Source organism: Formosa sp. Hel3_A1_48, assembly GCF_001735715.1.
GTDB lineage: Bacteria > Bacteroidota > Bacteroidia > Flavobacteriales > Flavobacteriaceae > UBA3537.
Genome location: NZ_CP017259.1, coordinates 134,813 through 146,670, shown reverse-complemented (window position 1 = coordinate 146,670; position 11,858 = coordinate 134,813). Strand labels below are relative to the sequence as shown.

11 protein-coding genes are annotated in these 11,858 nt (G+C 36.3%); 5 read left to right on the top strand and 6 right to left on the bottom strand.

All coding sequences use genetic code 11. From position 1 onward, the window contains the following. Positions 1–4 precede the first annotated feature (4 nt). A complete protein-coding gene (locus FORMA_RS00710) occupies positions 5–1,183 on the bottom strand; it encodes a lipoprotein N-acyltransferase Lnb domain-containing protein (protein WP_069673859.1) in 1,179 nt (392 codons plus the stop codon). A 2-nt stretch (positions 1,184–1,185) separates the two neighbouring features. Then, the gene (locus tag FORMA_RS00705; protein WP_069673858.1) at positions 1,186–2,217 is read right to left on the bottom strand and encodes a PorV/PorQ family protein; all 1,032 of its coding nucleotides are present in this window, start codon (positions 2,215–2,217) and stop codon (positions 1,186–1,188) included. 155 nt (positions 2,218–2,372) lie between these two features. On the opposite strand from FORMA_RS00705, the gene pssA reads away from it, so the two are divergent. After that, positions 2,373–3,077, top strand: coding sequence for a CDP-diacylglycerol--serine O-phosphatidyltransferase (pssA, locus tag FORMA_RS00700; RefSeq protein WP_069673857.1), 705 nt, complete (start codon positions 2,373–2,375; stop codon positions 3,075–3,077). After that, positions 3,070–3,846, top strand: a complete 777-nt coding sequence (locus tag FORMA_RS00695) for a TerC family protein (protein WP_069673856.1) — start codon at positions 3,070–3,072, stop codon at positions 3,844–3,846. The genes pssA and FORMA_RS00695 overlap by 8 nt, the downstream gene beginning before the upstream one ends. Here the strand turns inward: FORMA_RS00695 and lptB are convergent. The 4 genes from lptB to FORMA_RS00675 are packed head-to-tail and all read right to left on the bottom strand — an operon-like array spanning position 3,843 to position 6,743. Then, entirely contained in the window at positions 3,843–4,583 is a 741-nt protein-coding gene (gene lptB / locus FORMA_RS00690) for an LPS export ABC transporter ATP-binding protein (protein WP_069673855.1), read from the bottom strand. The genes FORMA_RS00695 and lptB overlap by 4 nt on opposite strands. A gap of 41 nt (positions 4,584–4,624) precedes the next feature. Next, the gene (locus FORMA_RS00685) at positions 4,625–4,966 is read right to left on the bottom strand and encodes a carboxymuconolactone decarboxylase family protein (RefSeq protein WP_069673854.1); all 342 of its coding nucleotides are present in this window, start codon (positions 4,964–4,966) and stop codon (positions 4,625–4,627) included. Next, positions 4,963–5,766, bottom strand: coding sequence for a twin-arginine translocase subunit TatC (tatC, locus tag FORMA_RS00680; RefSeq protein WP_069673853.1), 804 nt, complete (start codon positions 5,764–5,766; stop codon positions 4,963–4,965). Before tatC ends, FORMA_RS00685 begins: the two co-directional genes overlap by 4 nt. Positions 5,767–5,768: 2 nt before the next feature. Further along, positions 5,769–6,743 carry a KpsF/GutQ family sugar-phosphate isomerase gene (locus tag FORMA_RS00675; RefSeq protein ID WP_069673852.1) on the bottom strand — a complete coding sequence of 325 codons (975 nt, stop codon included), beginning with the start codon at positions 6,741–6,743 and terminating at the stop codon, positions 5,769–5,771. Between the two features lie 140 nt (positions 6,744–6,883). On the opposite strand from FORMA_RS00675, the gene FORMA_RS00670 reads away from it, so the two are divergent. The 3 genes from FORMA_RS00670 to FORMA_RS00660 all read left to right on the top strand — a co-directional run bounded on the left by FORMA_RS00670 (position 6,884) and on the right by FORMA_RS00660 (position 11,836). Beyond that, on the top strand, positions 6,884–9,076 hold the full coding sequence (locus FORMA_RS00670; RefSeq protein WP_069673851.1) for a RecQ family ATP-dependent DNA helicase: 2,193 nt from the start codon (positions 6,884–6,886) through the stop codon (positions 9,074–9,076). A 77-nt stretch (positions 9,077–9,153) separates the two neighbouring features. Continuing rightward, positions 9,154–10,086, top strand: coding sequence for a peptidylprolyl isomerase (locus FORMA_RS00665; protein WP_069673850.1), 933 nt, complete (start codon positions 9,154–9,156; stop codon positions 10,084–10,086). A 130-nt stretch (positions 10,087–10,216) separates the two neighbouring features. Next, positions 10,217–11,836, top strand: coding sequence for a CTP synthase (locus FORMA_RS00660; RefSeq protein ID WP_069673849.1), 1,620 nt, complete (start codon positions 10,217–10,219; stop codon positions 11,834–11,836). The last annotated feature ends 22 nt before the right edge of the window (positions 11,837–11,858 follow it).

Below are 11,858 nucleotides of genomic sequence, written 5' to 3'. Positions count from 1 at the left end.
AAATTTAAGGGGTGTTTAAATTACCACTAGACCATTTGCATAGGTAAAGGTATCGAATCATTAATGTTATCCATATAGGTATTACAGCTATATTGAACGATTGCACATTTGTGCACCAATGAAGAAGCATAAGTAGTAAAAGTAAAATCAAGAACTTAAGATAACCTATAAATCGTTTTTTCACTCTTTTTTTAAGGACAGTTGGAATCAATAAAAGATTGAAAGCAAATGCCCATAAACTGTTGTAGTTGTATGCCGTAGCCGTATGGTCTGTTGCAAACCAAAGAAGCATAACTATTGTACCGATTAGGCCTGTTAGCGTAAAAACAGTAACATCAACCCATTGTGTCCTGGAACTATAGCTGTAGTCCTTGTAGGTTATTAATGTCAAAAGTAGGCCCAAAACGCCAAAAACAAACAATGGACTGCTCCAGAAAAATGTTTGAACGTCAATTTGTTCAGCGTTCAAAAAAGTTTCTTTTTTCACTAATTTTTTTTGCGGTTTTTCGAATGTAGCGATTTTAAAAAAAGCGTAGATATAATTAGGTAGAAACATATGCTCTTCTGAAGTGGCAGTTTGATCTATTACTGAGCCTAGAGCAAGGTCAATTCCAAAACCACCCCATGTATTTGACGGTACAGCAGAACGTATTAATTCTCGAAAAGTTAGTGGTTCAAAATCTTTTGGCTCATTAAAGACAATCTTTTTACTGCAAACCGAAATAAATACATCTTTTATCTTAGTGGCGCAGTTGTTATAAAAAAAGTCATAGGTATAGCTTTTATTTTGTGGCTGAATATTTCTTTGAAGCTCAGTAAAAAGAGTTTGTTTTTCAGTGGCAGTTAGATTCAGTGTTTGCGATTTCACTTCTCTTTTAGCGTTTTTGTAGTGTTCAATAAAATCGCTAAACTCGGACCACCCAATCTCGTATATTAATTTCCCTCTGGCAAAATTCACATAAAAACCCTCTGCCTCAAAGTTATATCGACCATAATCAAATACCAGGTCAAGCTTGTACATGGGGTCTTTTATGCGGATTGCATTGTGGCCAAATGCATCATTTAGGGCGGTGCCTGGCCCAATAGTCAGTACACTAACTTCTGCGTATTTTGAAAGCTGGATTTGCGCATTTGTTAAGCAAAAAGAACTGAGCAGTAATAGAGTTAGGTATAATTTCTTCATAGTTATCTTCTAAACAAGCCTAAATCAATTTTTAGTGAAAATACATTGGAGTAGAGCGCAACACTTTGATCTCCAATATCAGTGATAGCGTAATCTATAGAAACCCCGTTGTATTTGAACCCAAGGCCTAAGTTTGGTTGAAAGCTTAATTTTTTAGTATTATCAAACTCTAATTCGTTTTGAAAGTTGCCAACACCGCCGCGCAGATACACCAAGTCTATGTACCCAAATTCAAAACCAAAGGCAGGGGTAATACTTGCAAATGATGTAGAAATGATGTCATTATTTTGTTCGAAACGGACTATTAAATCTAATTCCGTTTTTAAGCTGTAATCATAGTCGAAAATAAAGCTTTTGGCCATACCTAACTGTAGCTTAGGAAGCGTCAACTCATTTGTTTCTGGTTCTTCTTGGTTCTCTCCAGGGATCGCATTTTGAATATCCTCCAAGCGGTCTTGGTCAAAAGCCCATGCATTGAATGTTGTTGTGATGTCTCTAGCCATCAATCCAAATTGCCAATTTTTTGTTTCGAATTGTATACCCAAATCAAAACCAAAACCCCATGAGGATGCAAAATCTCCAATAATTCGACGAATTACTTTTGCATTAACTCCATAATTCAACCCCGGTATTGGTAGTTTTCTAGCATACGAAAAGGTGACCCCATAATCAACAGCAGAAAATAAATTGATTCGGTCGTAATTAATATTGCCTTGTTGGTCAATAAGTTTGGTTGTGTCCAGAATATCATCCACTCCAAATCGAATTACAGATAAGCCAATGGCGCTTCGGTCGTCCAAAGGCATTGCAAAAGCAACGTAATCGTAGTTTGCAATATTTGCAAAATAACTGGAATGCATCAATGCCAATGCATTGTCTTCCAAATGAACTAATCCAGCAGGATTCCAATACCCAGAGTTGACATCATTGGATGTGGCCGTCACTGACCCACTCATCGCTAGTGCTGCTGCATCCACTCCTATGTTCATAAATTCATTGGAGTAGTTACGAGTCGTCTGACTTACTACTAGCATCGAATATGAAGTAAAAACTAATAAAATAAAGCGCTTAATGTTCAATGTCTTGTCTTATGGGTTATTATAAAAACTATAATTTACAGTTGATATTGTCTTTTACTAGTGCGAAACAAAAATAGTTTATTATTTTTACTAAATAAATATTATTCGATTTGAAAGCATTTGTGCCTAATTTCATTACATTACTCAACTTATTGTCTGGAGGTATTGCTGTTATCTTTGCTGTCAAAGGAGATTTATCAACAGCCGCTCTTTTTGTTTTTTTCGGAATTTTCTTTGATTTTTTTGATGGCTTTTTAGCGCGAAAGTTGAATGTATCATCTGAAATGGGACTTCAATTGGATTCTCTTGCTGATTTAGTGACTAGTGGATTAGTACCTGCATTGGTCTTAGTTAATCTAATAGAACTGTCTATTTTACCTTGGCAAGATGCTAACTGTTTTTTACCTTATCTTGGGCTTTTGGTTTTGTTGTGTTCTGCATACAGATTAGCAAAGTTTAATATTTCCACTGAGCAATCCCAATTTTTTATTGGGCTTCCCACTCCTGCAAATGCACTACTTATAATGAGTTTACCCCTTGTACTAGATTACCAAAACAGCGATTCGTACAATGCACTTATTTTAAATCCTTTTTTCTTAGTTGTAGTGACTCTACTAAGCTCATTTTTGTTGAATGCGCCAGTTAAGTTAATTGCGCTTAAATTTAAGACTTGGAATTTTTCGGAAAATGCTTCAAAATATATTTTAATTATTTTTTCACTTGTGGCCTTGATTCTCTTTAAATTTGCGGGTATTCCATTAATCATAATTTTTTATATTATGCTCTCTCTAATAAATCCACCGAAAAATGCTTGACAATATAATAACCCTACTGATGCTTGTAATGCTTCAAGCTGTATTGGGATTTGACAACTTATTGTACATCTCATTAGAAAGTAAAAAAGCGCCCATTGAGCGTCAATCCTATGTCCGAAAAATGGGAATTGGATTGGCTATTATCTTTCGAATTGTATTGCTTTTTGTATTGGTTAAACTCATAGGTTACTTTCAAGATCCAGTGTTGCATATCCCATTTGAAAATGTGATCGAAGGACATTTTAATATACACAGTATTATTGTATTAATTGGGGGTGTTTTTATTGTGTTTACAGCCATGAAAGAAATATGGCATATGGTGAGTTTTCAAGATTTCTCAGTTAGTTCCTCGGAATCTAAAAGCTCTGTATCTAAAATCATAACTATGATCGTCGTGATGAATGTTGTTTTTTCTTTTGATTCAATCCTTAGTGCAATGGCGCTAACAGATGTTTTGTGGATCATGACTACAGCTATAGTTATTGGGGGGTTGTTGATGATTTGGTTATCTGAAAAGGTAACAGATTTCTTGACAAAAAATAGAATGTATGAGGTTTTGGGTCTATTTATTCTATTTATAGTGGGTATTATGTTACTAACAGAGGGAGGTCACTTGGCTCACCTCAAGCTTTTCGGTGAAGAAATTGTACCAATGAGCAAGACAACATTCTATTTTGTCATTGTTATTTTAGTGCTTATAGATATTGTACAAGGGCGATATCAAAAAAAAATAATTAATGCTCAAAGCAGAAAAAAAAAGGAAGGTTAAAACTCTAATTTCTTTTTTCTTAATTCAAAATTTTGCCCTAAATACACTTTACGTACCATTTCATCACTAGCTAAAGTTTCGGGATCCCCTGCTTTGAGAATACTCCCTTCAAACATAAGATACGTACGGTCGGTAATTGCCAAGGTTTCTTGAACATTATGGTCGGTTATGAGAATGCCGATATTTTTTTCAGTGAGTCGTGCTACAATGCGTTGGATATCTTCAACAGCCACAGGATCAACCCCAGCAAAAGGCTCGTCTAGAAGAATAAAGCTTGGGTCTGTTGCCAAAGCACGTGCTATTTCTGTACGACGTCGTTCCCCGCCAGAAAGCAAATCACCTCTGTTTTTTCGAATATGGGAAAGTCCAAATTCTTCAATAAGAGATTCCATTTTTTCAAGCTGCTCTTTTTTGGATAGTTTGGTCATTTGCAATACGCTCAAAATATTATCCTCAATACTTAGTTTTCGAAATACAGAAGCTTCTTGAGCAAGATAACCAATTCCACTTTGAGCTCTTTTGTACATTGGGTAGTTAGTAATCTCTTTATTGTCTAGAAAAATAGATCCACCATTGGGCTTTATGAGTCCAACTGTCATGTAAAATGAAGTGGTCTTTCCAGCGCCGTTAGGCCCTAAAAGGCCAACAATTTCCCCTTGTTTCACTTCAAATGAAACATCCTTAACGACTTTACGGCCGCTGTAGGATTTCATCAGGTTTTGAACACTTAGCTTCATTGTTTTCTTTTACGATTGTAAATATAATTAAATCTGTTAGCTTAAGCTTCTAATGCTTCAAGAAATTCATATGCACGCCTTAAATGCGGAATCATAATTGTGCCCCCGATCAGCGTGGAAATACTCAAGGCTTCAACTATTTGTGCTCTTGACAAACCTTCTTTATGGCATTTCTCTAGGTGGTATTTTATACAATCATCGCAACGCAGAACAGCAGAGGCAACCAGTCCTAACAGCTCTTTTGTAGGAACATCTAATGCACCTTCATGAAAGGCTTTTGTGTCCAAATTAAAAATACGTTTTATAACAGTATTGTTGTCAGCTAGAATATGAGTGTTCATTTTCTCTCTGTAACTATTGAATTCTTCTACAGGATTGCTCATGATTGACGTTTTTGTTTTTTAATGACAATTTTTGAAATAAGAATACTGAATTGATAAAGTATTATAACCGGTATTGCAACAATAATTTGACTAGCGACATCTGGCGGAGTGATGATTGCCGCAAGAATGAGAACAATTACCAAGGCGTATTTTCGGTTTTTCTTTAAAAATGCTGGTGTAACCAAACCAATTTTGGTTAAAAAGTATATGACGATAGGCAATTCAAAAATAAATCCTGAGGCTAAAACCGAAGCCCGAACAAGACCGATATAAGAATTTAAATCAAAATCATTATGAACTTGATTTGCTACACTGTAAGTCCCCAAGAAATTAATAGATAACGGGCATATTACATAATATCCAAAAAGAACACCAATAAAAAATAGTACCGATGAAAAAAATAAAAATCCTCTGGAGTGTTTGCGTTCTTTTGTATAAAGCCCTGGGCTTATAAATTTCCAAAACTCATACAATACATAGGGGAAAGCCAAAATAAAACCAAATGTTATAGACGTCCATATGTGAGCAGAAAATTGCCCAGCCATTGTTCGGCTTTGAACTTCAAAATCAAAAACGGTATCACAAAAGCTGTCATAGCCAATAAGATTTGAAGCATTGCAAAGCATGTCGTATGTAAAAAAATCTGGTTTTGTGGGGCCGAAAATGATAACATCAAACAAAAAACTTTTGCCTAAAAAGGCAAGTGTTGCTGCTGAAATAATAGCAATGGTAGAACGAATAATGTGCCATCTTAGTTCTTCAAGATGATCAAGGAATGACATTTCTTTTTCCTGTGTCATGATTACAATATTCCTTCTTTCATTAGGTCATGAAGGTGAACGACCCCAGCGTACATTTCGTTATCCGTAACAAGTAGTTGAGTGATTTCATGTTTTTCCATCAATTGCATGGCATCTACTGCCATGGCGTTGATGTCTATTGACTTGGGGTTCTTGGTCATAATATCGATGGCGGATAAATTAGTAAAGTTTTCAGTCTTTGCCAACATTCTTCTTAAATCACCATCCGTAATTATTCCCTTAATTTTATTTTGTTCTACAACTGCACTTACACCAAGTCGCTTCTCGGAAATTTCGATTATAACGTCTTTGATGTTTGAATTTAGTCCAACATTTGGTTTTTCATTATTCATGGCAAGGTCTCTTACGGTAAGAAATAACTTTTTTCCAAGCGCTCCACCTGGGTGGTATTTTGCAAAATCATCGCTCGAAAAATCTCTCATTTGTAACAAACAAACCGCTAAAGCATCACCAATTACTAATTGAGCGGTAGTGCTTGTTGTTGGTGCTAAGTTATTTGGGCAAACTTCTTTATCTACATAGGAATTAAATATAAAATCAGATTCTTCTCCAAGAAATGAATTTTTATTTCCCGTGATGGCAATCAGCGGGTTTCCTGCTCGTTTGAGTAAGGGCACTAGCACTTTAATTTCAGGTGTATTTCCACTTTTGGATATACAAATAATAATATCCTTTTTTTGTACCAAGCCTAGATCTCCGTGAATAGCGTCAGCTGCATGCATAAAGATCGAAGGTGTTCCTGTGGAGTTTAGTGTAGCTACGATTTTGTTGGCAATAATTGCACTTTTACCAATCCCTGTAATTATGACACGCCCATTTGATTTAAGAATTAGTTCTACAGCCTCAGCAAATGAATCGTCGAGAAAATTAACGATATTTTTTATTGCATCTCCTTGTTCAGAAATAGACCGTTTTGCTGCTTCAATAATCACGCTTTTAGATATTAAAGTTTTCATAATTTATTGTGTAGTACAGTAAATATAGTTATCTTAGAATTGGATTGCAAAAAAACAAAAAATTAGTGGATAATCATTATTTTTAATACAAGTTAACTTTTTATTATACTGTTGATCCATTTACCGATTTAAATATTTTAATGAATACATCTTCCGAACATCTTCACAAAGCTTTAAAAAATTATTTTGGCTTTAATCAGTTTAAAGGGCTTCAAGAACAAGTTATTCAAAGTATAATGTCTCGCCAACATACATTTGCAATTATGCCAACTGGTGGCGGCAAATCGTTGTGTTATCAACTACCGGCGCTTATGCAAGACGGTACAGCCATTGTTGTTTCACCTCTTATTGCGCTGATGAAGAATCAAGTGGATGCCATTCGAGGGGTCTCTGAAAGCCAAGGTGTTGCTCATGTGCTTAATTCCTCGCTTAACAAAACCGAGATTAAACAAGTAAAGTCCGATATTGAAGCTGGTACAACAAAATTATTATACGTCGCACCAGAATCATTAGCTAAGGAGGACAACAAGGAGTTTTTAAGAAATCAAAAAATCTCCTTCATGGCTGTTGACGAAGCCCATTGCATTAGTGAATGGGGGCACGACTTCAGGCCAGAATATCGAAATTTAAGACAGATAGTTCAGCACATTGGCGATGATGTTCCCATAATAGGATTGACAGCAACTGCAACCCCCAAGGTTCAAGAAGATATTCTTAAAAATTTATCAATTACAGACGCTAAGACATTCAAAGCTTCCTTCAATCGACCCAATCTTTATTATGAAATTGTTCCCAAGACTAGTCAGGTGGATAATGATATTATACGTTTTGTTAAACAAAACGAAGGGAAATCCGGCATAGTATATTGTTTGAGTAGAAAGCGAGTTGAAGAATTAGCGCAGATTCTACAAGTCAACCAAATAAAAGCACTCCCTTATCATGCTGGTCTAGATGCTAAAACTCGATCAAAACATCAAGATATGTTTTTAATGGAAGATGTAGATGTTATAGTCGCCACAATTGCATTTGGTATGGGTATTGATAAACCCGATGTACGCTTTGTCATACATCATGATATTCCAAAAAGTATAGAAAGCTATTATCAAGAAACGGGCCGTGCTGGACGTGATGGGGGTGAGGGACACTGTCTTGCATACTATGCATATAAAGATATTGAAAAATTAGAAAAATTCATGTCGGGTAAGCCCGTAGCAGAGCAAGAAATTGGTTTTGCTTTACTCCAAGAAGTGGTGGCATTAGCCGAAACTTCTATATCTCGAAGAAAATTTATTCTACATTATTTCGGAGAAGAATTTGACAACTATAGCGGAGATGGAGGAGATATGGATGACAATGCGCGTTATCCTAAGCCCCAAGTTGAAGCTAAAGATCATGTTGTTCTGTTGCTTAACACAGTGCAGCAAACCAAAGAAAAATACAAGATAAAAGATTTAGTCAAGGTAATTATTGGTGAAGAGAATGCATTAATTTTATCACATAAAACTAATGAACAAGCCTTTTTTGGTTGTGGTAAATCCAAAGACGTTGATTATTGGATGGCTCTTGTTAGGCAAGTTTTGGTATCAGGGCTACTAAAAAAGGATATTGAATCATATGGTGTAGTTAAAATTTTAAATAGCGGGCTTGAGTATCTGAAAGCGCCAAAGTCATTTAAAATGACTGAGGACCACAACTATTCTAACCAATCGACGGGGGTCTATGGTAAGTTACCAAAAACCCAAACTGATCAGACTTTGTTTCGCATGCTTAAAGATTTAAGAAAATCAAGTGCAAAAATAATAGGAGTACCTCCATTTGCGATTTTTCAAGATCCATCACTTGAAGATATGGCACTCAAATACCCAATATCCATTGAAGAGCTGCAAAATATTCACGGAGTTGGTGAGGGTAAGGCCAAGCGCTACGGACGAGATTTTGTTGCCCTAATTGATGCATATGTTAAGGAAAATGACATTACTAGAGTCGAGGATTTGGTTATTAAATCTACGGGATCAAATTCTTCTTTAAAGCTTTATATTATTCAAAATATCGATCGAAAATTGCCTTTTACAGACATTTCTACCGCTAAAGGAATGGAAATGAATGAGTTTATAAAGGAATTAGAATCTATTGTTTTTTCCGGAACTAAGTTGAATATTAATTATTGGGTCGATGAGGTATTGGACGAAGACCAGCAAGAAGAAATTCATGAGTACTTCATGGAATCTGATACAGACGATATTGAAGCTGCCATCGAAGAATTTGATGGGGATTATGACGATGAGGAACTCCGTCTGTACCGAATCAAATTTTTTAGTGAAGTAGCCAACTAATCTTTCATAAATTTCTTTCTTTTTTAAAACCTCCTTACATTTGCTTTTTTAAAAATTAAACAAAAAATCTAAAACAAATGCAAGACGGTCTTTATGCCAAATTCACAACTTCAAAAGGAGAAATCTTAGTAAGTTTAGAGTATCAAAAAACACCTGGAACAGTAGGTAACTTTGTTGCACTCGCTCAAGGAAACTTAGAAAATGCAGTTAGAAAACAAGGTCAACCTTATTACAACGGCTTAAATTTTCACCGTGTTATTCCAGACTTTATGATTCAAGGTGGATGTCCTCAGGGCACCGGGACGGGTAATCCAGGTTATAAATTCGATGATGAGTTTCACCCAGAGCTTAAGCACAATCAACCGGGAATTTTATCTATGGCTAATGCAGGTCCTGGCACTAATGGTAGTCAATTTTTCATTACTCACGTTCCAACACCATGGTTAGATGGTAAACATACTGTTTTTGGTAAAACCATTGAGGGCCAGTCTGTAGTGGACAGCATCGCACAAGGCGATTCTTTAGACTCTCTAGAGATTTTAGCAGTTGGTGCTGAGGCTGAAACGTTTAACGCCATAGAGGCCTTTAGAACTTTTGAGGGGTCACGTGCTAAAAGGATTGATGAAGAAAAAGCTGCTATTGAGGCTCAAATTGAAAAATTAGCAAACGGTTTTAATAAAACTGAAAGTGGTCTCCGCTATCAAATTTTACAGCAAAGAGAAGGAAAAAAAGCTCATAAAAACGATATAGTATCTGTGCATTACAAAGGGCAATTAGCTGATGGAACTGTTTTTGATTCGTCGTACAAAAGAAATGATCCCATTGAATTTACTCTTGGAGTCGGGCAGGTAATTGCTGGATGGGATGAAGGTATCGCTTTACTTCACGTTGGCGAAAAAGCTAGGTTTGTTATTCCAAGTGCGTTGGCCTATGGAAGCCAAGGTGCTGGTGGTGTAATACCTCCTAATGCTAATTTGATCTTTGACGTTGAGTTAGTTGCTATCAAATAGCTTACTCGCTCTGTTTTTTAATTTTTTGTCGCTAACAAAATTAAATAACTAAATTGTTCACAAACAACTTAATTTTATTCGTAAAATTTAAATAGTTATTTGTAAATTTGTTTGCGTTTACAAGCGCAGAATGACACAAACTACAACTAAATACATCTTTGTTACTGGAGGTGTGAGTTCATCACTAGGCAAAGGCATAATAGCTGCATCTTTGGCGAAGCTTCTTCAAGCCCAAGGCTACCGTGTCACTATTCAAAAACTCGATCCTTACATCAACATCGACCCTGGTACATTAAATCCATATGAGCATGGTGAATGTTATGTCACTGACGATGGTGCAGAAACAGATTTAGACCTTGGTCATTATGAGCGGTTTTTAAATGTATCTACATCACAAGCCAACAACGTTACCACTGGGCGAATATATCAAAGTGTTATTGATAAAGAACGATTGGGTGTTTTTCTTGGTAAAACAGTACAAGTTATCCCGCATATTACAGACGAAATCAAAGAGCGAATTAAGTTATTAGGATCTTCCGGCGACTACGATATAGTCATCACTGAAATTGGGGGAACTGTTGGCGATATAGAATCTCTACCCTATGTTGAAGCAGTACGCCAGCTAAAATGGGAAATGGGTAATGACAATGCTTTGGCCATTCACTTAACGCTTATTCCTTACCTATCCGCAGCTGGAGAATTGAAAACGAAACCCACGCAACACAGCGTGAAGACCCTTATGGAAAGTGGTGTGCAAGCTGATATTTTGGTTTGTCGTACTGAACATGAACTTGGTCAGTCTATTCGTACTAAATTAGCTCGGTTTTGTAATGTCAAAGAAGAATGCGTAATTCAGTCTATAGACGCATCTACGATATATGATGTGCCAAATCTAATGCTTGACGAAGGCTTAGACAAAGTTGTTTTAAATCAACTTAATCTCCAACGCCACCAGCCTGATCTTTCGTCTTGGAATACTTTTTTACATCGTCATAAAAATCCTACACATGAAATCACTATTGGCTTAGTTGGAAAATATGTCGAGTTGCAAGATTCGTACAAATCAATCCTTGAAGCATTTACCCACGCCGGCGCAGCAAATGAAGTTAAAGTTAACGTTAAGTCCATCCACTCAGAGCATATTAACTCAGCAAATATCTCAGCGCTATTTTCAGACTTAGACGGTGTTCTGGTAGCTCCAGGTTTTGGTGAACGTGGAATAGAGGGTAAAATTGAAGCCATCAAGTATGTTCGTGAGAATAATATTCCATTTTTCGGTATTTGCTTAGGAATGCAAATGGCAGTAATTGAATTTGCCCGTACAGTTTTAGGTCACAAAGATGCCAACTCATCTGAGATGAATGATTCTACGGAAAACCCTGTAATTGACTTGATGGAAGACCAAAAGCAAATCGAGGAAATGGGAGGTACAATGCGCCTTGGGTCATGGGGCTGTACGATATCAATGCCATCCATTGCTTACGATGCTTACAAATCAAATGCTATAAACGAACGGCACAGACACCGATACGAATTTAATAATTTCTACAAATCCGAAATAGAGGCAAATGGAATGATTGCTACAGGAATAAATGCCGAAACTGGTCTTGTAGAAATTATAGAGATACCCAAGCACTGTTGGTTTGTTGGGGTTCAATACCATCCTGAATATAAAAGCACAGTAGCCAAACCACACCCTTTATTTAAGGCCTTTATTAAAGCAGCGCTGAAAAACAAAACATCCAATTAAAACATTATTTAAATTGGCAGAT

Excerpts from the sequence above, each read along its gene's own strand:
- FORMA_RS00710 (WP_069673859.1), bottom strand. The coding sequence starts at position 1,183 with ATGAAGAAATTATACCTAACTCTATTACTGCTCAGTTCTTTTTGCTTA.
- FORMA_RS00705 (WP_069673858.1), bottom strand. The coding sequence starts at position 2,217 with ATGCTAGTAGTAAGTCAGACGACTCGTAACTACTCCAATGAATTTATG.
- FORMA_RS00695 (WP_069673856.1), top strand. The coding sequence starts at position 3,070 with ATGCTTGACAATATAATAACCCTACTGATGCTTGTAATGCTTCAAGCT.
- lptB (WP_069673855.1), bottom strand. The coding sequence starts at position 4,583 with ATGAAGCTAAGTGTTCAAAACCTGATGAAATCCTACAGCGGCCGTAAA.
- FORMA_RS00685 (WP_069673854.1), bottom strand. The coding sequence starts at position 4,966 with ATGAGCAATCCTGTAGAAGAATTCAATAGTTACAGAGAGAAAATGAAC.
- tatC (WP_069673853.1), bottom strand. The coding sequence starts at position 5,766 with ATGACACAGGAAAAAGAAATGTCATTCCTTGATCATCTTGAAGAACTA.
- FORMA_RS00675 (WP_069673852.1), bottom strand. The coding sequence starts at position 6,743 with ATGAAAACTTTAATATCTAAAAGCGTGATTATTGAAGCAGCAAAACGG.
- FORMA_RS00670 (WP_069673851.1), top strand. The coding sequence starts at position 6,884 with ATGAATACATCTTCCGAACATCTTCACAAAGCTTTAAAAAATTATTTT.
- FORMA_RS00665 (WP_069673850.1), top strand. The coding sequence starts at position 9,154 with ATGCAAGACGGTCTTTATGCCAAATTCACAACTTCAAAAGGAGAAATC.
- FORMA_RS00660 (WP_069673849.1), top strand. The coding sequence starts at position 10,217 with ATGACACAAACTACAACTAAATACATCTTTGTTACTGGAGGTGTGAGT.